Below are 20,108 nucleotides of genomic sequence, written 5' to 3' on the forward strand. Positions count from 1 at the left end.
ACCAGCGCTGCCCATTCCCAGCCGGGCACCCCGTCGCAATACTCGAGTGCATGAAAACCCCTTTTGATTTCTCCCAGAAAACCGTCCTGGTGACCGGCGCCTCCATGGGCATCGGTGAAGTATTCGCCAGGGAACTTGCCCGCCGTGGCGCCAAAGTCGTGCTGATCGCGCGCAGCCGCGACAGGCTCGAAAAGCTCGCCCACGAATTGCCCGGCGCCGAATTCCTGGTGGAGGACCTGGCCGCACCCGGGGCGGCCCGGCGGGTCTTCGATGCCGTCAGCGCCAGGGGCCTGCTGCCGGATCTGCTGGTGAACAACGCGGGCTTCGGCACCCACGGCAGGTTTGATGAACTGGCGCTGGCCATGCAGCGGGAGGCCATCGACCTGAATGTGGGCGCCCTGGTGGAATTGACGCACCTGTTGCTCCCCGCACTGGAGCAGCGCCAGGGCGGCGTCATCAACATCGCCTCCACGGCAGCGTTTCAGCCGGTCCCGTACATGGCGGTCTACGCCGCGACCAAGGCCTTTGTCCTTTCGTTCAGCGAAGCGCTCTGGGCCGAGTACCGGCCGCGCGGCGTGCGCGTGCTGGCGTTGTGCCCGGGCGCTACCGACACGGCGTTCTTCGCCCGCGCCGGCGAGGCCGCATCCTTCGGGAAAAAAGCGTCCAGCGAAGACGTGGTTCGCCTGGGGCTGAAAGCCTTCGACGACAACCGCGCCTCGGTGGTGCACGGTTGCGCCAACTACCTGACGGCCCTGGGCGCCCGCATTGCCACGCGCGAGTTCATGGCCCGGTTCACGGCCCGCGTGATGAGGCCTGCAGCGCAGCCGGCTTGAATGCCCCCGGTCTCAGGGATGCAAGCTTGCCGCGGCCCGGCCATTCCTGGCCCGGGCCTGCGTTCACCAGTCAGCCGCCACTGCAGTCAGCCCTTCGTGAGAGGGAAAGTGCGGCAGCACCTCCTGGGCCAGTTCCTCCAGCACCTCGGCGGGCGGGCGCTGTGACCACTGGATGCCCAGCGCCGCGTGGTTCACCCCCGCCGCCTGCCACTGTTCGAGCAATGCCACCAGTCCCTTGCGCCCGGTGCGCAGGACATAGCCCCCATGCAACGGGGTTGGGGGATGGCCGGGGTCATCGACCAGGTCGATCCACTCATTCGTCATGTGCGGGCGGAACGCGCCTCCAGGGATCAGGTCACGCCAGGCACGGATTTTTTCCGCCAGGTGCTGGGGCCCCCGGGGGGTATGGGTGGCACCGGGGTAGGTCAGCCAGCCATCTGCATGCTCTGCAATCCATGGCAGCGATTGGCCTGACGATCCCGTCACCATCAGCGGAATGCTCCCTGCAACGGGCTGGGGGAGAAACTCGGCGCCTTCCAGGCGCCCCAGCGGGGAGTCGATGTCCAGGAGCCCAGGCTGCATGAGCTGGCGCATATAGGCAACCGCGTGGGAAAAGCGCTGTGCCCGGGCCGCGTGTTCCAGTCCGTAGGCGGGAAACTCCATCGGCCTGTCGCCAGAGGCCAAGCCCATCACCAGCCGGCCGCCGGAGAGCTGGTCAATGCTTGTGGCGGCCTTGGCCAGGTCGATCGGATGGCGCAGGGAGACGATGGCGCTGCCGGTGGCCAAGGCGATCTTGCGGGTACGGGCAGCCAGGAAGGACAGGTAGGTGAAGGGGTCGAACACCTGCCCAGCGTCTCCGAACGAGGGATCGAACAAGGGGACATCGCGCACCCACACGGCGGCAAAGCCATGCTGGTCGATGCGGGTGACCAGATCGGCCTGCCCGCGCAGCACCGACATGTCGCCCTTGTAGCTGCGCAGCGGCAGGAAGATGCCCACGGTCAGCCGGTCTGGTGCAAACATGCGCCGATAGCCAGGGTGTGCGTAGAACGAGGCATAGGAAGCCCCACCCGTGCGCGGGGAGAGAGGAGTTGCGTTCATTGTCTGGACCTGACTCGTGTTCATGCGCCGGTTGCCGGTGCCGGCAACGCGATGCCCTTGCGCACCGCAGGCCGGGCCGCGACCCGCTCATGCCATGCGCTCAGATGGCGGTGCCGGCTGAAGTCGAAGTGGATGATTCGCGCGATGTGCGTCCAACCGAAATGGGCAATGTCTGCAATGGAGTAGCAGTCGCCCGCCAGGTAGGAACGGCCCTCCAGCGCGTGGTCCAGCGCCGTGAACGCCTCCTCCGTCAGGCGCCGGTAGCGTTCGATTGCCGCAGGGACAGGGCTTTCCGCAAACAGCTCGAAGTGCACGCGCTGGCCCAGCAGCGGCCCGACACTGGACGCATGGAATTGCAGCCATTTGATCGCCTCCCAGCGGGCCTGCAGGTCCTCTGGCAGCAGCTGCCCGCTCCTGTCGGCCAGGTACAGAAGAATGGCCGCTGACTCAAACAACACCACACCCGTCTCGCTGTCCGTGAGCACGGGAATGCGGCCATGGGGATTCAGCGCCAGAAAGGCCGGCTGCCGGTGCTCACCTTCATCGATGCGCACATGGTGCAGCTGGTAAGGCAGCGAAAGCTCTTCAAGCGCAATGGTCACCTTGAAGCCATTGGGGGAGCTGTCTGAATAGAGATGGAGCATTTTAATTTTAGATAAACTGAATTCATGGAATCGCTGGAAAGACTTATTCTCAACAGATATACGTCTAATATAAAGCGATGATTTCTGCTCCATGAATTTAGTAAATCTAAAAATAAAATGACCTACCCATTGCAGGCGCTGCGCACTTTCGTGGAAGTGGGGCAGCGCAAAAGCGTCAAGGCTGCGGCGCAGGCCCTGCACGTCACGCCCGGCGCCGTCAGCCAGCAGATCCGCGTGCTGGAAGACCGCCTGGGAGTGGTGTTGCTGGAGCGTGAGCGCCTTGGCATGCGGCTGACCGAGGCAGGCGCCAGCGTGTTCCCCAGGCTGCGCGAAGCGTTTCTTCAAATCGACCAGGCCATGCACGACCTGGAAAGCGCCAAGGCAAGACGGAGCCTGACCGTCAGCACGGTCGCCACGTTCGCGGCATCGTGGCTGGTGCCCCGGCTGGGGCGTTTCAAACAATTGCACCCGGACATTGAAATCCGCGTGGAGGCCACGTCGGAACTGGTGGACCTGCGGCGCGACCGGGTGGACGTGGCCTTGCGCCATGGGCTGGGAGACTATCCGGGGCTGGAGGTTCTCCCCCTCATGGCACCGGTTCTGACGCCCGTCGCCTCGCCAGGATTCCTGAAGGCGCACGGGGCAGTGATCCATGAGGCCGGCGATTGCCTCAGCTACCCCCTGCTGCATGACGGCGACCGCGCAGACTGGCCGCTCTGGCTGAAAGCGCATGGCGTGGCCGACGACATGCGCGCGGAGCGCGGCAGTGCCTTTGACGATGACTTCCTGCTGATCCGTGCGGCAGAGGCTGGCCAGGGCCTGGCGCTGGTGCCGCAGGCCTATGCCCAGGAAGAAATCGCGGCGGGCCGGCTCATCCAGGTGCTGGACAAGCCATGGCCCGCAAGATTTGCCTACTACGCGGTGACGCGGCCCGGAGCGGCCGACCGCCCCGAAGTGCGCGCGTTCCTGGACTGGATTCGCGACGAGGCGGGAAAAAACCTGTCACCTCCCCAACCCTAGCCCAGCACAAGCCTTGCTAGCCTTGGCACATGCTGATCTCCGAACTCGCCCAGCTCACGGGCGTCTCCATCCACGCGCTGCGGCACTACGAGCGCGCGGGCCTGCTCAAGCCCCGGCGCCTGCCCAATGGCTACCGCGACTATCCGCGCTCGGCCCGGCGCGAGGTGGTGTTCATCGCCATGTCCCGCGCGCTGGGGTTCGGTCTGCCGCGCATTGCGGAGAACCTGCGCGCCTGGCGTGCGGGGCGCATCGGCCCCGGTGACCTGGCCGATGCCGTGCAGCAGCGCGTGCAGGAGATAGACGAACAGATCGCCGCGCTGCAGGCCCAGCGCGCCCAGGCCCTGGACCATGTGCAGTGGCTGCGCGCCCGCCAGGCCGAGCGGGATCTGGCGCAGACGGCACCGACCCCAGCCAGCACCCCCGACAAACCCGCCGCGCCCTGGCCGCGCGTGCGCCGTGCCGCTTCACCCACCACGAAGGAGACAAGCCATGACTGAGCCGACCACCCACCTCACCCCATCCACCCAGGCCCTGCAGAACGCCGTGCTGGCCATGCCCATGGCGCGCACCCTGGGCCTGCGCTTCGTGCGGGCCGAGCCCGGCGCCACCGAGCTGGAGATGCCGATTGCCGATGCCCTGTGCTTTCAGCCGGGCCAGTTGCAGGCCACGGCGATCTTTGCGCTGGGCGACTTTGCGGCGGTGTCAGCCGCAGGCTCTGTGCTACCGCCAGGCTGGGCCAATGCCACGGTGGACGGCAGCGTGAAGCTCTTCGCCCCCGCACGCGGCACCCACCTGCGGGCGCGCGGCCGCGTGGTGGATGCCGGCCGCGTGCTCAGCATCTGCGCGGCGGACCTGTACGCGGTGGCCGAGGATGGTCATGAAACGCATTGCGCGACCTGGCTGGGGACGGCGCGCAATCTGGAGCCCAGGCCAGCGCGGGCCTGAGGGCGCCCCCGCCGCCTCCCCACCCCGTATGTCAGCGCCTGCGTCGTGGCGGTTGCGGGGCTGCGAGGTTGTCGAAGGGCAGACGACCTCGCCAAGGCCACCACGGCTACAAGCTTTCCTTCAAGCCAATCTTCTCTTCAGATAGAAACTCTCGCCTATTGTGAATAAGCAATACCAACATCACACAGGACACGAGAGAAGAAAACGAGAAAATATAGTTGATCATGGAATAACTGGAGCCATGAAAACCCAATGACATTGGGGCAAAAAATATCACTGCATAAATAGTCCAAAAAATCATTCTTGATGACCAATAAAGACCTAGCCCGCCAGAAATTGCTGCCGCATAGAAGAACACCACATCCGTAGTTCCTTTGCACACCAAGGAAAGGAATCCCTCACCGACAATTTGAAAACCATTCGCTTCTGATATTTCATAGAACATCATGAATACAGCCAATGCAACAACTGGAACAATGGCACAAAAAATCATCAATGACGATGAATCTTTGATGAACTGAAATTGCACTGCCCATTTTCCACGATTTTTGGATATCTCCATTGCCAGAACGGCACAGACTCCCATGGCAGGCAGTTCTGCCAACAGCAATATGGCAGAAGCTTGGGATTGAATTGCAGAATACATTGCACCCAGCCCTGCAACAGACATTGACAATATATAAAGCAGATATTTCCCAAAGAACGCATTGACATAGCCAGGGATGAAGACGGAAAATATTCTTCTGCCAGGCAATACACGAAAATTGAATGAAAATCTGAATTGACAGTATTTCTGCATCAAAGCATATGCGGCAACGGAAAAAATGATGTCACTGAACAGATAGGCAAGAGCGACAGAATCATCGCTCATCCACTCATTCTTCCCAAGCAGCACCAGCACAACAATCACACAGGCTGCGTGGAAAAAAACCTGCCACATTCTGAATTTTGCAACGATGGCAGTATGTGATCTTGACTCAAGAACGCAGCTACATACATTGATGATTCCGAAGAATGGAATACACAGAATTATCAATCTTGCCTGCGATACGGCCCCATCCAACAGTTCCTCTGGCAAACCGGATATCAGGGTTTTCGAGATAACAGGAAGCCAATACACCAGAATAAAACAAAACCCGGTGTATAGGAGGACCAGCCAAAGCAGCAAACTGATGAGTGAGTCCGATTGCTTCTTCTCTTTGCTGGCAGCCATTTCCGAAAAGAAGATGGCGCCAATACTCGCTGGCAATACAAAGAAAAGTGATGCAAAGGAAAGGGCTATGCTGAATTGGGCAACGAGAGTCGAGCTATAGAAACTAATGGCAAAAATGGTGACCATGGAGGCAAGCGGTGGGGCGGAGCGCCCAACTGCAAGATCAAATACCCGCGTTGCATCGCCAGGCCTCATACCTACCCCTCCTCCGCAGAATCAAAACCAATGATATATGACTCGAATTCTTTGAAATGAAGATCCTGCTCTTCTTTGATAGAGCCATTCATTTCCCTTGTCCTTCGCCCCTCTCGTCCCGGAATATGGACCACCAAAACAATGGCGACCAAATATATTGGTGCAATCCTCGAAATACATCTGGATGCAGCAATAGAAGAATCTTTTAATCCGATATGAATTAATCAATCATTCATTGCAAAAATGCATGATGCAATCGGACTGATCTGAAAGTCTTGATGCACAGCCTGTGCTGCACCAGCGCCTGAATTGAATTCGCAGTCTGCCAACCCTGCTTTTACATCGGCGGCTCATATGCATGCCACTGCGCTGTGGCGATTGCATTGCAGTCCTGCCGAAGGACAGGACTGTCCCATTGCCTGACGCGGGTCCAAAACAGACCCGGCCAGTCAACTCACCCCCGCAGCTTCGCCCGCCGCGCCTTCACCGCCGCAGCCAGCTGCTCCAGCACAGGCACGGTCTGCTCCAGGCTGATGCAGGCATCGGTCACGGACACGCCATGCGCCAGCGGCTGGCCGTCCACGATGTCCTGCCGCCCTTCCTGCAGGTGGCTTTCGATCATCAGCCCCGTGATGCGGGCATCGCCACCGGCGATCTGCTGGGCCACGTCGGCCGCCACGTCGATCTGGCGGCGGTGCTGCTTGCTGCTGTTGGCGTGGGAGACATCGATCATGACCTGCGGGCGCAGGCCTGCGCCTTCCAGCAGGGCGCAGGCGGCCTGCACATGCTCGGCGCCGTAGTTGGGCTGCTTGCCGCCGCGCAGGATGACGTGGCAGTCGCCATTGCCGCGGGTCTCGAAGATGGCGGACTGGCCCATCTTGGTCATGCCCATGAAGGCGTGGGGCGCGCTGGCCGCCTGGATGGCATCGCTGGCCACCTTGACGCCGCCGTCCGTGCCGTTCTTGAAGCCCACGGGGCAGGACAGGCCGCTGGCCAGCTGGCGGTGGCTCTGGCTTTCCGTGGTGCGCGCGCCGATGGCGCCCCAGCTGACCAGGTCGCTGATGAATTGCGGCGACAGCAGGTCCAGGAATTCCGTGCCCACGGGCAGGCCCAGGGCCAGCACGTCCAGCAGCAGGGCGCGGGCCATTTCCAGGCCTTCGTTGATGGCGAAGCTGCCGTCCAGGTGCGGGTCGTTGATGTAGCCCTTCCAGCCCACGGTGGTACGGGGCTTCTCGAAGTAGACGCGCATGACCACGAGCAGCTCGCCGGCCAGGGCGTCGGCCTGGGCCTTGAGCTGGCGCGCATAGTCCATGGCCTGGTCGTGGTCGTGGATGGAGCAGGGTCCGACGACGACGATGAGCCGGTCGTCCCGGCCCTGCAGCACGTCCGAGATGGCGGCGCGGCTGGTTTCCACCAGTTGCTGCGCGGCTTCGGGCGCGGGCAGCCATTCCTGCAGCAGGGCCGGGGTGATCAGGGGGCGCACGGCCTTGATGCGCAGGTCGTCGATGCGGGTGGTGTCGTGCGTGCTCAGGGGCACGGCACTGCGTTGTACGTGGGTGGGGGTGGTCATGGCGCTATTGTCGCGCCTTGAGGTTTCCCGACCGGGGCGGGGCAAGGGGCTTGCCCGCCCCTTGGCATCGACTTACTGAGCCGCCGCTGCCGGTGCCGGTGCTGGTGCCGCTGCTGGCGCAGGCGCAGGTGCGGACTCTGGCGCAGCCGGCACAGCGGCCGGTGCCGCGCCGTACTGCCAGCCGGCGGGCAGCAGGCCATCGACCCAGTGCAGGCGCCAGGCCATCAGCGCCAGCAAGGCCACCACGGCCAGCGCCACCAGGGTGTTGCGCAGGCCGTTGCCTTCCGCATAGGGGTCGCCCGCCGTGCGCCGTGCACCCACCGGCACCTTGGCGGTCTGCGACAGGCTGCGGCCCAGCGGCAGGTTGATGCGCATGCGGCCGTTGATGGCCCAGCCGCTGGCGTCCAGGATGGGCCCCAGGCTGCGCTGGCGCAGCTTGAGCCAGGCAATCATCATGCTGGGCCCGGAGATGGCCGCGATGAGGCCGACCAGGGCCACGGGAATCCAGGGCCCCAGGTCGATGAACTTGCCGAAGATGCCAACCAGCACGGCGCTGATGGAGCCCAGCGCCACACCCAGGGCGGCCACGGTGCCCACATCGGTCTTGCGCGATGCGGCGGCAGCCGTGGCGGCTGTGGCGTTGGCCGCAGCGGTGCCGGGCGCCGTGACCAGCTGACCGGCCTGCGTGCCCAGGCTGGCGGTCACGCCCTCTTCCTTGGCCGAGGCGCGCTTGGCCACCTGTTCCTCCACCATGCGCAGGAATTTCTTGTAGGGCAGGAAGAAGGCCTGGCCGATGCTGGTGGGGTTCTCGATGAGCTTGACGATGGTGGCGTCCCAGTCGTTGCCCGCGCGGTCATAGAACACGCCGTTGCGGCCCACGAAGAGAAAATCCACATCGCCCGCCGTGAAGGCCGCGACGATGGCTTTCTTCTTGCCCTCGCGCCGCAGCTCGCAGTAGGCCAGGCAGGTCTTGGCACGGCCGGCCAGCGCGGCGTGGGCGGCGGTATCGCTCACTTCCACGGTCAGGTCGCAGCTGCGCGCATCCAGGTAGAGCGTGCCGGCCTGGAAGGCCGCGCCCTCGCGCCGGTAAAAGAGGCTGAACGAGACGAAGTTGTTGAGCAGCACCAGCAGGTCGCGCTGCAGGCGGATGAGCTTTTCCAGCGCCACGGCCTGCAGGCTGTGTTCCTTCTCGGACTCGTCCTGGGCGATGAGGTCCAGCAGCGCGGCTTCCTGCCCGCCGTCCAGCAGCGCCTGCACCTCCTGTTGCGACAGGGCATCGAGCGGCGTGGCGGGCCGGGCCGCCAGCCATTGGCGGCAGGGCTGCAGCGCGGCCTTGACCTGCTCCCACTGCGCGGCGGTGATCTCCTGCAGGTCTTCGCCCAGCACGGGCTGCACGGCCTGCTCGCGCAGGGCCTGCAGCGCGGCGGCCCAGGCGGGGTTGACGCCCTGGGCCAGCGGCAGCGCGCGGTCGGCCGCCACGGCGGCCAGCGGCAGGGCGGCAATGGCCTGGGCGCCGCTGTCCAGCACCTCACGGCCCAGGGCGGCATAGCCTTCGATGGAGGGGTTGAGCGGGTCCTGCGCGCGCGTGTCGAAGGCGGCCAGCCGCGTGCGTGCGAAGAAGTCGTCCACCTTGGCCTGCACCGCGTCCACGGCGCGGGCCGCGGCCAGGGCCTGGTCGCGCTCGGCAATGCCGCAGCCCAGGGCCTCGGCGCCTGCATGCCAGTCGCGCAGGGAACGCAGGTCAGCATAGAAGGACTCGGCCTGCTTGCGTGCGATGCCGGCCACGCCATCGGCGCCCGCCGCCGTGCCGTAGGCCTTGCCGATGCGCTCGACCAGCGCGGCCAGCGCCTTGTCGTCCCCGGCGGTGGCGGGGCTGACGATGCCGTCGCCATTGAAGCGCATGGCCGCCAGGGAGGCCAGGCGCTCGCGCACCTGGGCCAGGCTCAGCGCGGCGCCGCCGGCCTGGCCGGATAGGGCCAGCATGCGCTCGGCCTCGGCATGCAGCAGGGCGCCCTGCTCGCTGTCGCGCTCCAGGCTGGACAGTTGCAGCACGTCGCCGCCATCGGCCAGCACCTGGGGATCACGCACGCGCGCCACGGCCCATTGGCAGGCGGCGATCAGTTCGGGCGGGCGGATGCGGCCGTCCTTGTCTTCGTCGATCAGGTCCAGCGTGTCGCTGTCGAACTCGATGCCGCGCGTGGGGCAGGCCAGGGCCACCCACAGCTTCTGGTCCAGCTCGCCGATGTGCGCAATGTCCTGCCCGGTGCGGATGACCACCTGGTCCACTCCACCGGCGCGAAAAAACTCCCAAGCATGTTGCTGCTGCATGAAATACCCAACGGCCGCTCTGGCCAACATTCAAAAAACGAAAACGAAAAACCGAAAAAGGGCCGCAGTTTAAAAGTCATTCGGCCTGCTCAATTGAAGACATTTGTCAACGATGGGCGTCAGCACAGGCTGTCAGGGCTGGCGCTTTGTGTGAAAATAAAAGCACTGAATAGATACTTTATTGCCTCCATGCCCTCCAACTCCACCGCGTCGGCCCCTCAACAAGGCCGGGACAAGCTGCACCTGCAGCTGGCGCGGCTGTTCCGCAGCAAGGTGTCCACGGGCGCCTGGCCCGTAGGCAGCGCCATTCCCACGGTGCAGGAGCTGGAGGCGCTGCATGGCGTGTCGCGCACCACGGTGCGCATGGCGCTGGGCGCCCTGGTGGCCGAGGGCCTGCTGCTCACGCGCAAGCGCGGCGGCACCCGGGTGATCGCGGCGCCCTACAAGCCGCCGTCCTTCCTGCTGCCCACCAGCTGGAAGGAGCTGGTGGCCTTTGGCGCCCACATCGGCCAGATCACCCTGCACACCGGGCGCGACTGCCTGCCGCCGATTCCCGAAGGTTTCCCCGACGTGGGCCGCATGGCCCCCGCCTACGTGCACCTGCTGCGCGTGTACGACCATGACGCGGCGCGGTTCTGCCTGTCGCAGCTGTACCTGGAGCAGCAACTGTTCCCCGAGATCGAGGCCCAGCTGGAGCGCAGCTCCCTGGCCGTAGCCCTGAGCAGCGACCCCTCGCGCATTGCCGTGGCGCGCCAGCACCTGAGCGTGGCGCCGGCCGACGAACTGGCCGCCGAGCACCTGGGCGTGGCCCTGGGCACGCCGCTGATGCAGGCGCTGCGCTGGGCCTGCAACGCCGATGGGCTGCTGATCTACTGGGCGCGGGTGCGCTTTCTCAGCGAGTACGTGCATATGGAAATGGATCTCCTGAAATGAACCCGACTTCCTCATTCCCCGCTTCACGCCCGCATGCGGGCCGCGTGGCCTGGATCACCGGCTCGACCAGCGGCATCGGCCTGGCCGTGGCGCGCCATCTGGCCAGCGAGGGCGCAGCCATCGCGCTGCATGGCCAGGCCGCCGCATCGGCCGAGACCGATGCACTGGTGCGCGAGATCGCCCAAGCCCACGGCGTGCCCGTGCGCCACTACGGGCTGGACCTGCGCGACGGCAGCGCCATCGCGCCGCTGGCCCGGCGCATTGCGGCCGAGCTGGGGCCCATCGACATCCTGGTCAACAACGCAGGCATGCAGCATGTGAGCCCGCTGCTCGAATTCCCGGCCGGCAAGTGGGACGAGCTGCTGGCCGTCAACCTGTCGGCGCCCTTCCACGCCATCCAGGCCTGCGCGCCGCAGATGCTGGAGCGCGGCTGGGGCCGCATCATCAATATCGCCTCGGTCAGCGGGCTGGTGGGCGTGGCGCGCAAGCCGGCCTATGTGGCCAGCAAGCACGGGCTGATCGGCCTGACCAAGTCGGTGGCGCTGGAGTTCGCCACCACGCCCGTGACCTGCAACGCCATCTGCCCCGGCTGGGTGCTGACGCCGCTGGTGCAACGGCAGATCGATGCGCTGGCAGCGCGCGAAGGGCTGGATGCCGAAGCGGCGGCGCGCCAGCTGCTGGGCGCCAAGCAGCCCTCCCAGGCCTTCGTGACCGTGGAGCAGGTGGCGGCGCTGGCCGGTTTCCTGGCCAGCGAGCAGGCCGCCCAGGTGCGCGGCGCACACTGGAACATGGACGGCGGCTTTGCCGCTGCCTGACCCCGCCACGCTCGCCCTGCCCCGCCAAACCCCTTTTCATACCAACGACAGACAAACCCAACCAGGAGAGACAGATGTCCTTGAACGAAACCCATGACGCAGGCTTGCGCAGCTGGGTGGCCTCGGCCAACACCGGCGCCAGCGACTTCCCTATCCAGAACCTGCCGTTTGCGGTGTTCCGCCGCGCAGGCAGCCAGGAGGCCTGGCGCGGCGGCGTGGCCATTGGCGACCAGGTGCTGGACCTGGCGCGCGCAAGCGCCCTCAAGGCGCTGGGCGATGCCGTGCAGCCGCAGCTGGAAGCCGCTTCGCAACAGCACCTGAACGGCTTCATGGCCATGGGACCGGCCGCCTGGTCGGCCCTGCGCCTGGCGCTGTCGCGCGCGCTGCGCGAAGGCGCTGCCGCACAGGCGGCACTGCAGGATTGCCTGGTGGCCCAGTCCGACGTGGAATACACGGTGCCGGCCCAGGTCGGCGACTACACGGACTTCTACACCTCGGTGCACCACGCCACCAACGTCGGCAAGCTGTTCCGCCCGGACAACCCGCTGATGGAAAACTACAAGTGGGTGCCGATTGGCTACCACGGCCGTGCGTCCAGCCTGCGCGTGTCCGGCGTGGACTTCCGCCGCCCCATGGGCCAGCTGAAGGCGCCCGACGCCGCCGCACCCGCGCTCAAGCCCTGCGCACGCCTGGACTATGAGCTGGAGATGGGCATCTACACCGGCGCCGGCAACGCCTGGGGCGAGGCGATTTCCATGGACGAGGCAGAGAACCACATCTTCGGCCTGTGCCTGCTCAACGACTGGTCGGCGCGCGACATCCAGGCCTGGGAATACCAGCCGCTGGGCCCCTTCCTGTCGAAGAACTTCGCCACCACGGTCTCGCCCTGGATAGTGACGCTGGAGGCGCTGGAGCCCTACCGCACGGCGTTCACGCGGCCCGCCGCAGATCCCCAGCCCCTGCCCTACCTGAGCTCGGCCGCCAACTCCGAGCGCGGCGCGTTCGACGTGCAATTGAGCGTGGCGCTGGAGACCGGCCGCATGCGCGCCGAAGGTCAGGCTGCGCAGCAGATCACCCACACCAGCTACCGACACGCCTACTGGACCATGGCCCAGCTGGTGGCCCACCACAGCGTCAACGGCTGCGACCTGCAGCCCGGCGACCTGCTGGGCACGGGCACGCTGTCCGGCCCCACCTCCAGCGAGGCCGGTGCGCTGCTGGAGCTGACCGAAGGCGGCAAGAAGCCCGTGGCCCTGGCCAATGGCGAGAGCCGCACCTTCCTGCAGGATGGCGATGCCGTGATCCTGCGCGGCTGGTGCGAGAAGCCAGGCGCCGCGCGCATCGGCTTCGGCGAGTGCCGCGCCACCGTGCTGCCCGCGCGCCAGGCCTGATGGCAACGGCAGATCGATCGGGGCCGATGGAGCGGCCCGATTGATCTGCGCGATGGATCTGACCGATTGATTCACCCGATCGATCCGCCCGAATGTCGTGATTCCGACAGCCATGAGTGCATGACACAATTGCTGACATGCCCGCCCCATCGGAAGACGCCATCTCAGCACCTCCCGCCACCATCGACTTCGGAAGGCAGGCGGCCCCTGCTCGGCAGGAGCCCGCCTTTGCCGAGCCCGGCAGTGCCAGCAGGCCCGACACGGCCGACTCTCCCAAGAGCCCCAGCAAACTGCCGCCCTCGATAGCCAGCGCCTTCGCTGCCGCAGCCTATGCGCTGCAGCACGGCGATGACGCCGCTGCCCCCAACGAGCGGGCAGGCGCCGGCGCACATGCCGGCGTCACCAGCTTCACGGGCGGACAGGGCACCGGCCTGATGCCGGGCCTGTACGCCAGCCTGATTGGCGAGCCCTCACGCGACTACTACCTGCGCCTGTTCGAGCGCTTCGACGCGCTGGGCAAGCCCTTGCCTACCTGGAACCTGGCCGCAGGCCTGTTCACCCTGCCCTGGTGCGGGCTGCGCGGGCTGTGGCAAGAGGGCGGCCTCTATGCGCTGGCCGCCGGCGGCACGGGCCTGGTCTGGGGCCTGCTGCTGCGCCCCGCGCTGGGCCTGCCCCCGGCGATTGCCCACGGCATCGATGCCACGCTGATCCTGCTGGCCATTGCCGTTCCCGGCCTGGGCGCCAATGCCCTGTACTGGCACCATGTGCGCCGCCACACGCTGCAAGCCATTGGCGAGGCCCCCAACATGGCCGCAGCGCACGAACGCCTGGCCCGCCGCGCGGCCACGCCCCTGCGCAAGCGCCTGGCCGTGGCGGCCGGTGCGGTGCTTGCCGCCGCTGCCGGTGCAGGCATCTGGGCGATGTCGGGCATGCCACATTTCATGGCGGCACAGACCGAGGTGATCCCGTCCGAAGCCATACCGGCCGCTGCACCAGTTTCGCCAGCTGCACCAGCCGTGGCGCCAACGCCCGCCGCAGCCGTAGCTGCCGTTGAAACGCCAAGGACGGAACCGGCGCCCACACCCGCCCCCATACCCCAGCCGCAAGAGCCGGTCACCCAGACCGAGGCGCGCCCTGATCCGCAAGCGCCCTTGCCCGCCGCCGGCAGCACCGTCTCCGGCACGGTCGAACCCATGCCCGTCGTGGCAGCGGCCGGCGCTGCGGGTGCCGTCGCGGCCACTGCAGCAGCAGCCATTCCCGTCAAGGCCGCGTTGGTGCCAACCAAAGCACCTGCACCTACGCCTGCGCCAACGCCCGCCAAGCCCTCCAAGGTGGCGGCTGAAACCAAACCAGCCAAGCCCGCCGAACCCGTCGCAAAGGCCCCGGCACCTACCAAGGCCGCCTCGGCGGCTCTGGAGCCGGGCAACTACTACATCAACATCGGCGTGTTCTCTGAAGCTGGCAATGCCGGGCGCGTGGTGGAGCGGCTGGAGAAAGCCAAGCTGCCCACGCTCAGCCAGACCCTGCACAGCAACAAGGGCGAGATCGTGCGCGTGCGCTCGGGCCCCTTTGCCAAGCAGCGCAGCGCCGATCAGGCGGCCGCCAAGATACGCGCCATGGGCATGGAGGCCACGGTCTTCCACCACGCCCCCGCGGAAGGCCGCAGCGCGCGGCGCTGAAGCCTTTGCTGCCACCTGTTACTTCCGCATGCCTTCGGCTTCGCCTTGGCCCGGCTCAGCCCGGCTAAGGTATGCGGCATTGTCCGAGGCAGCGCGCCCGCGCCTGCCCTGATACTGCGCAGCAACACCCCATGAATCGAGGAGACAGACCATGCCGATGACCGCCCCCGCCCTCCAACGCCGCCTTGCCGCCCTGGCCCTGCTGGGCGCCACCACCCTGGTGGCAGGCTGCGCCGGCATGAGCAATCCTTTTGGTGGCAGCGGCGGCGGTGGGGCGCAACCGGCCCCGCGCCCCGTGCAGGTCTGCAATGCGGCATCGGCGCAGTCCTTCGTGGGCAAGAGCAATACCTCGGCCACGCTGGAGGCCGCCCGCAAGCAGACGGGCGCCTACATGGCCCGCGTGCTGCGCGAAGGCCAGCCGACCACCATGGAGTTCAACCAGGAACGCCTGAACCTGGTGGTCGACGGCACAGGCCGCATCGTGGCCGTGCGCTGCGGCTGATCGCCGACCGATTGCGCGGTGGCGCTGGACGAAAAAAGGACGCCGAGGCGTCCTTTTTCAATGGTCGTTGGCCTGCTCACTCCGCTAGGAACAGCTCCTGCAGATCGCTGAGGAAGTCAAAGCCCCGCTCCGTGGGCACCACCCGCCCCAGGTCGCGCGTGATCAAGCCCTTGGCCTGTGCGGCGTCCAGCCCCTTGGCGATGGACGACAGCGGCAGGCCCGTGCGCTCCATGAAGTCCTGCAGCGCAAAGCCTTCGCGCAGGCGCAGCGCGTTGAGCATGTACTCGAAGGGCAGGTCGGCACGGCGCACCTCGCCGTCCTGCGCCAGCGGCGCGCCGGCCAGGGCCTGGTCCATGTAGCGCGCGGGATCGCGAAAGCGCACCTGGCGCACGATGCGGTGCGCAAAGCTGAGCTTGCTGTGCGCGCCCGCGCCTATGCCCAGGTAGTCGCCGAACTGCCAGTAGTTGCGGTTGTGCCAGCACTGGTGGCCCTCACGCGCATAGGCCGAGATCTCGTAGCGCTGCATGCCCGCGGCAGCGGTGCGCGCGGTGATGCGGTCCAGCATGTCGTAGGCCAGGTCGTCCTCGGGGATGGCAGGCGGAAACTTGGCGAAATACGTATTGGGCTCGATGGTCAGGTGATAGACCGACAGGTGCGGCGGGGCAAAGGACATGGCCACGTCCAGGTCCCGCGCCAGGTCCAGTTCGGTCTGGCCGGGCAGCGCGTACATCAGGTCGATGTTGAAGGTCTCGAAGCTGTCGGCCGCCTCGCGCACGGCCGCACGCGCCTGGGCGCCGTCGTGCACGCGGCCCACGGCCTGCAGCAGGCGGTCGTCAAAGCTCTGCACGCCAATGGACAGCCGCGTGACACCGGCCGCGCGGAAGGCGCGGAAGCGGTCGGTCTCGAAGGTGCCGGGGTTGGCCTCCATGGTGATCTCGCAGTCGGCCTCCATGCGCAGGCGCGCGCGGATGGCGGCCAGCAGCCGGTCGATGGACTCGGGCGCGAACAGGCTGGGCGTGCCGCCGCCGATGAAGATGCTGTGCACGGTGCGGCCCCAGATCAGCGGCAGCGCGCTCTCCAGGTCGGCGACCAGGGCGTCGATGTAGCGGTCTTCGGGCAGCTCGGGGCCGTCGCGGCCATGCTCGTGCGAGTTGAAGTCGCAGTACGGGCACTTGCGAATGCACCAGGGCAGGTGCACATACAGCGACAGCGGCGGCAGGCTGCCCAGCTGCAGCGTGCCGGGGCGCATGTAGTGCTGGATGTCGCGCTGCACGGCGGCCTGGGCGCCGGAGGCCGAATCCTGGGGCTGGATGGGAATCATCGCACCCAGCGCTCGCGCACGAGTTCAATCATCTGCAGCGTGGCGCGGCCGCGGTGGCTGTGCGCGTGCTTCACGGCCGGGTCCATCTCGGCAAAGGTCTGGCCCAGCTCGGGGATGTACATCACGGGGTCGAAGCCGAAGCCCTGCGTGCCACGGCGCTCGGTGGTGATCTCGCCGAGCACACGGCCCATGGCGATCAGCGGCTCGGGGTCCCTGGCGCTGCGCACGCCCACCAGGGTGCTGACCATGGCGGCGCGGCGGTCGGCCACGCCCTGCATCTGCTCCAGCAGGGCGCGCACGTTGTTGTCGTCGCTTTTCTCGTAGCCGAACTGCGTGCAGTAGTAGGCCGTGTCCACGCCCGGCAGGCCGCCGAAGTGCGAGACGCACATGCCGGCGTCGTCGGCAATGGCGGGCAGGCCCGTGCGCTCGGCCGCGAAGCGGGCCTTGGACAGCGCGTTCTCCACGAAGGTGCAATGCGGCTCGGGCGCCTCGCCGTCGAACAGGTCGCCCTGGCGAATCAGTTCAACGCCCAGCGGGGCGAACATGGCTTGCAGCTCGGCGAGCTTGCCGCGGTTGTTGGAGGCCAACACAATCTTCATCGTAGAAATCCAGTCGGGCGCCCGTGCGCCCTTTGTCGTCAATAGGTTCGGTAGTCCATGCGCGCCACCGGCACCGCTGCTGCGGGCCGGCAGCGGCTTTCAGCGCTTGAACTGGCGCTCGGCCGAGCGGCGTATCGCCTCGTTGATCTCGGCGATGGAGCGCTCGATGGCGGCGTCATCCAGCTCATCTTCCAGGTCTTCGATTGGCCCCCCCTGGATCGTGGATTCAAACGCGTCGTTCTCGATGTCCTGGGTGGAGATGCCCATGGTGGACTCGAAGGCGTCGGGCGTCTCCCACTCCATGGCGATGGCCGTGACGTTGTCGCTGGCATCGCCCGCGTTGCGCAGCGCCGTTTCCACCAGCTGGGGGATGGCCTGGGACACGGTGCGGCCGTGCAGGGTGCGCATCAGGTGCCCTTCGTCCACGCTGCCCCACAGGCCGTCGGAGCACAGGAGCAGCTTGTCGCCCTGCTCCAGCCGGCGCGGCTCGGTCACGTCGTAGATGGGCTTGGACGGCGAGCCCAGGCAGGTGAACAGCACATTGCGGCTGGATGTCTTGAGCTGCGCGGCGATCTCGCCCATCTCCAGATAGGAGTGGTCGCGCGTGCGCACCAGCAGCTCGCCACCGCGCACCAGGTACAGGCGCGAGTCGCCGCAGTGGATCCAGGTGATCTTGCCCTTCTGGATGACGGCCGCCACCAGCGTGGTGCGCGGCGTATCGATCATGCCCTTGGCGCTGGCGTAGCGCAGGATCTGCCGGTGCGCGTGCAGCAGCGCATCGACCAGAAAGCCCTGCGGATCGTCCAGCAGCGGCTTGGCCTGGCGCTGGAAATGCACGGACATCACCTGCAGCGCCAGCTGCGCGGCGACCTCGCCTTCGGGATGGCCGCCCATGCCGTCGGCCAGCACGAAGAGCACGGCCTCCCGCGTGTAGCAGTAGCCCATGCGGTCTTCATTGAGCGCCCGGCCGCCGCGGCGGCTCAGCTGAAATACCGAAAACCTCATGGCTTGCGCTCCTGGCCGACGGCCGGCAGGCCTGCCGCGCCGCTGATCTTCTGCATGTTCTTCTTGGCGTCGGTCACCAGCGTGTCCAGTTGCAGGCGCATGCGCTCGGAGACACTGAGCTTGGTGTAGCGGCGCTCACCCTCGCGGCTCAATTCCTTTTGCAGCGCAAACACCGACTGCGGGCGCGAACCGGGGTCCATGGCCATGCACCACTCGACGACTTCGATGAGGTTGTCCGAGTACACGCCGCGCAGCTTGGTCAGCGCCAGCGTGAGCCGGTCCTTGTCCTGGCGCTGCGGCGCCTCGTTGGGCGGAAAGCCCTGCATGCAGGCATAGATGCAGGCGCCAATCGCGTAGATGTCGGTCCAGGGGCCGAGCGACGCATCGCGGCGGTACATCTCGGGCGCGGCAAAGCCCGGCGTGTACATGGGGCGGATGAAGTTGCCTTCCTTGGACAGCACCTCGCGCGCCGCGCCGAAGTCGATCATCACGGCGCGGTCATCATTGGTGATGAAGATGTTGGCCGGCTTTATGTCCAGGTGCAGCATCTTGTGCTGATGGACGATGCGCAGGCCGCGCAGCACCTCGTCGAACAGCGAGCGGATGGTCGATTCGCGGAACACCTTCTCGGCCTTGAGCTCGCGCGCGGTGACAACGAAGTCCTGCAGGGTGGCACCCTCCAGGTAGTTCATCACCATGTAGACGGTTTCGTTCTCGCGAAAGAAATTGAGCACGCTGACCACGGAAGCGTGCGAGATCTGTGCAAGGGAACGCCCTTCCTCGAAGAAGCTCTTGAGGCCCAGGCGGTACAGTGAAAGCTTTTCGGGAGCCACGGCGGGCTGCAACTCTCCGGGGGCACGGGTGGCCAGCGATGCGGGCAGGTATTCCTTGATCGCAACCTGCTTGCCCTCTGCATCCAAGGCCAGGTAAACGACGCCGAAACCGCCGGAAGCAAGCCTGCGCACCACCCGATAGCCGCCGATCGTGCTGCCTGGCGGCAATGGCGCCGGCTTGATCTTGGAAGACATTTTTCTCCGGTGAGTCTCAGGGATGAGGCGAAACCCGGATAATCGGGCAATTGCAAGCATCCATCAAAAGTCCAATGCCAGTTTACAGCATGACCGGATACGCCAGTGCCCAGCACGGCGCGTCCGCAGAAGATGGTGGAGCGTCGGGCCGCAACAGCCGGCTCGGTCTGGAGATCCGCTCGGTCAACAGCCGCTTCCTGGATCTTTCGTTCCGCCTGCCCGACGAGTTGCGCGCCCATGAGCCGGCCCTGCGGGCCCTTCTGACCGCCCGCCTCAAGCGCGGCAAGGTCGAAGTGCGCGCCGCCATCGACAACGACGACGGCAACTCCCTGCCCGACCCCTCCACCGCCATGCTGCAGCGCCTGGCCATGCTCCAGGACACCGTCCAGTCATGGCTGCCCGACGCTCGCAGCCTGTCCGTCTCCGACGCACTGCGCCTGGCCAGCGGCGGCGCCAACTCGGCCATCGACTGGAGCAGCGTGCTGCCCACGCTGGCAGAGCAGGCCCTGACCGAACTGCTGGAGGCCCGCGCCCGCGAAGGCAAGCGCCTGGCCACCATGCTGCTGGACCGCATCGCCCAGCTGCGCAAGCTCGCGGCAGACGCCACGCCCCTGGTGCCCCAGCTTGTGGAGCAGCAGCGCCTGCGCTTCATGGAGCGCTGGAAGGAAGCGATGGCCCTGGCCGAAGGCGCCGTGGCGCCCGAAGCCGCCCAGGACCGCGCCCTGACCGAGGCCACGGCCTTTGCCATCCGCATCGACGTGGCGGAAGAAGTCACCCGCCTGGACTCGCACCTGGACGAGATCCAGAGCCTGCTCAAGAAGGGCGGCGAGATCGGCAAGCGCCTGGATTTCCTGATCCAGGAACTGCACCGCGAAGCCAACACGCTGGGCTCCAAGTCCGCCACGCTGGAGCTGACCCGCATCAGCGTGGACATGAAGGTGCTGATCGAGCAGATGCGCGAGCAGGTGCAGAACATCGAATAAGCC

Annotated in this window: 19 protein-coding genes; 10 read left to right on the forward strand and 9 right to left on the reverse strand. The window is 66.2% G+C overall.

Going from position 1 to position 20,108, the window contains the following annotated elements:
- The first annotated feature begins 50 nt into the window (after positions 1 to 50).
- Positions 51 to 833: an SDR family NAD(P)-dependent oxidoreductase gene (locus IB269_RS09410; RefSeq protein WP_192367027.1), complete on the forward strand. Its 783-nt coding sequence runs from the start codon at positions 51 to 53 to the stop codon at positions 831 to 833.
- Between the two features lie 63 nt (positions 834 to 896).
- Here the strand turns inward: IB269_RS09410 and IB269_RS09415 are convergent, their stop codons facing one another.
- Both IB269_RS09415 and IB269_RS09420 read right to left on the reverse strand, forming a co-directional pair.
- Complete coding sequence (locus tag IB269_RS09415; RefSeq protein WP_192367028.1) at positions 897 to 1,934, reverse strand: LLM class oxidoreductase; 1,038 nt, start codon at positions 1,932 to 1,934, stop codon at positions 897 to 899.
- A 20-nt stretch (positions 1,935 to 1,954) separates the two neighbouring features.
- Positions 1,955 to 2,578 (reverse strand): glutathione S-transferase family protein, encoded by a 624-nt coding sequence (locus tag IB269_RS09420; protein WP_192367523.1) that lies wholly within the window; start codon positions 2,576 to 2,578, stop codon positions 1,955 to 1,957.
- Positions 2,579 to 2,695: 117 nt separating this feature from the next.
- Between IB269_RS09420 and IB269_RS09425 the strand changes: the two genes are divergently transcribed.
- Genes IB269_RS09425 through IB269_RS09435 form a run of 3 tightly spaced genes read left to right on the forward strand, consistent with a single transcriptional unit; the run spans position 2,696 to position 4,543 of the window.
- Complete coding sequence (locus tag IB269_RS09425) at positions 2,696 to 3,598, forward strand: LysR substrate-binding domain-containing protein (protein WP_192367029.1); 903 nt, start codon at positions 2,696 to 2,698, stop codon at positions 3,596 to 3,598.
- Between the two features lie 29 nt (positions 3,599 to 3,627).
- Entirely contained in the window at positions 3,628 to 4,095 is a 468-nt protein-coding gene (locus IB269_RS09430) for a MerR family DNA-binding transcriptional regulator (protein ID WP_192367030.1), read from the forward strand.
- Positions 4,088 to 4,543, forward strand: a complete 456-nt coding sequence (locus IB269_RS09435; RefSeq protein WP_192367031.1) for a PaaI family thioesterase — start codon at positions 4,088 to 4,090, stop codon at positions 4,541 to 4,543. The genes IB269_RS09430 and IB269_RS09435 overlap by 8 nt, the downstream gene beginning before the upstream one ends.
- A gap of 106 nt (positions 4,544 to 4,649) precedes the next feature.
- On the opposite strand, the gene IB269_RS09440 is transcribed toward IB269_RS09435, so the two are convergent.
- The 3 genes from IB269_RS09440 to IB269_RS09450 all read right to left on the reverse strand — a co-directional run bounded on the left by IB269_RS09440 (position 4,650) and on the right by IB269_RS09450 (position 9,849).
- Complete coding sequence (locus IB269_RS09440; RefSeq protein WP_192367032.1) at positions 4,650 to 5,951, reverse strand: MATE family efflux transporter; 1,302 nt, start codon at positions 5,949 to 5,951, stop codon at positions 4,650 to 4,652.
- Between the two features lie 454 nt (positions 5,952 to 6,405).
- Positions 6,406 to 7,521 carry a 3-deoxy-7-phosphoheptulonate synthase gene (locus IB269_RS09445; protein WP_043825515.1) on the reverse strand — a complete coding sequence of 372 codons (1,116 nt, stop codon included), beginning with the start codon at positions 7,519 to 7,521 and terminating at the stop codon, positions 6,406 to 6,408.
- Positions 7,522 to 7,593: 72 nt separating this feature from the next.
- Positions 7,594 to 9,849: a hypothetical protein gene (locus IB269_RS09450; protein WP_192367033.1), complete on the reverse strand. Its 2,256-nt coding sequence runs from the start codon at positions 9,847 to 9,849 to the stop codon at positions 7,594 to 7,596.
- Between the two features lie 189 nt (positions 9,850 to 10,038).
- Here IB269_RS09450 and IB269_RS09455 point away from each other — a divergent pair, with 189 nt between their 5' ends.
- From IB269_RS09455 to IB269_RS09475, 5 genes are all read left to right on the forward strand, one after another.
- Entirely contained in the window at positions 10,039 to 10,782 is a 744-nt protein-coding gene (locus tag IB269_RS09455) for a GntR family transcriptional regulator (RefSeq protein WP_043825517.1), read from the forward strand.
- Positions 10,779 to 11,597, forward strand: coding sequence for a 3-hydroxybutyrate dehydrogenase (locus IB269_RS09460; protein ID WP_097203241.1), 819 nt, complete (start codon positions 10,779 to 10,781; stop codon positions 11,595 to 11,597). Before IB269_RS09455 ends, IB269_RS09460 begins: the two co-directional genes overlap by 4 nt.
- Before the next feature lie 74 nt (positions 11,598 to 11,671).
- Positions 11,672 to 12,988: a fumarylacetoacetase gene (gene fahA, locus IB269_RS09465; protein ID WP_097203242.1), complete on the forward strand. Its 1,317-nt coding sequence runs from the start codon at positions 11,672 to 11,674 to the stop codon at positions 12,986 to 12,988.
- A gap of 137 nt (positions 12,989 to 13,125) precedes the next feature.
- The gene (locus tag IB269_RS09470; RefSeq protein WP_192367034.1) at positions 13,126 to 14,667 is read left to right on the forward strand and encodes an SPOR domain-containing protein; all 1,542 of its coding nucleotides are present in this window, start codon (positions 13,126 to 13,128) and stop codon (positions 14,665 to 14,667) included.
- A gap of 151 nt (positions 14,668 to 14,818) precedes the next feature.
- The gene (locus IB269_RS09475) at positions 14,819 to 15,169 is read left to right on the forward strand and encodes an I78 family peptidase inhibitor (protein WP_192367035.1); all 351 of its coding nucleotides are present in this window, start codon (positions 14,819 to 14,821) and stop codon (positions 15,167 to 15,169) included.
- Between the two features lie 76 nt (positions 15,170 to 15,245).
- Here the strand turns inward: IB269_RS09475 and hemW are convergent, their stop codons facing one another.
- The 4 genes from hemW to IB269_RS09495 form a co-directional block, all read right to left on the reverse strand.
- Positions 15,246 to 16,490, reverse strand: a complete 1,245-nt coding sequence (hemW, locus tag IB269_RS09480; RefSeq protein ID WP_012203958.1) for a radical SAM family heme chaperone HemW — start codon at positions 16,488 to 16,490, stop codon at positions 15,246 to 15,248.
- On the reverse strand, positions 16,487 to 17,089 hold the full coding sequence (rdgB, locus tag IB269_RS09485) for an RdgB/HAM1 family non-canonical purine NTP pyrophosphatase (RefSeq protein ID WP_192367036.1): 603 nt from the start codon (positions 17,087 to 17,089) through the stop codon (positions 16,487 to 16,489). The genes hemW and rdgB overlap by 4 nt, the downstream gene beginning before the upstream one ends.
- Before the next feature lie 99 nt (positions 17,090 to 17,188).
- Positions 17,189 to 18,094, reverse strand: coding sequence for a PP2C family protein-serine/threonine phosphatase (locus tag IB269_RS09490; RefSeq protein WP_012203956.1), 906 nt, complete (start codon positions 18,092 to 18,094; stop codon positions 17,189 to 17,191).
- Positions 18,091 to 19,122, reverse strand: a complete 1,032-nt coding sequence (locus IB269_RS09495) for a serine/threonine protein kinase (protein ID WP_012203955.1) — start codon at positions 19,120 to 19,122, stop codon at positions 18,091 to 18,093. Before IB269_RS09495 ends, IB269_RS09490 begins: the two co-directional genes overlap by 4 nt.
- Before the next feature lie 89 nt (positions 19,123 to 19,211).
- On the opposite strand from IB269_RS09495, the gene IB269_RS09500 reads away from it, so the two are divergent.
- Complete coding sequence (locus IB269_RS09500) at positions 19,212 to 20,105, forward strand: YicC/YloC family endoribonuclease (RefSeq protein ID WP_063326985.1); 894 nt, start codon at positions 19,212 to 19,214, stop codon at positions 20,103 to 20,105.
- Positions 20,106 to 20,108: the final 3 nt, after the last annotated feature.

The sequence above is a fragment of the Delftia sp. DLF01 genome (genome assembly GCF_014852125.1).
Lineage (GTDB): Bacteria > Pseudomonadota > Gammaproteobacteria > Burkholderiales > Burkholderiaceae_C > Comamonas > Comamonas acidovorans.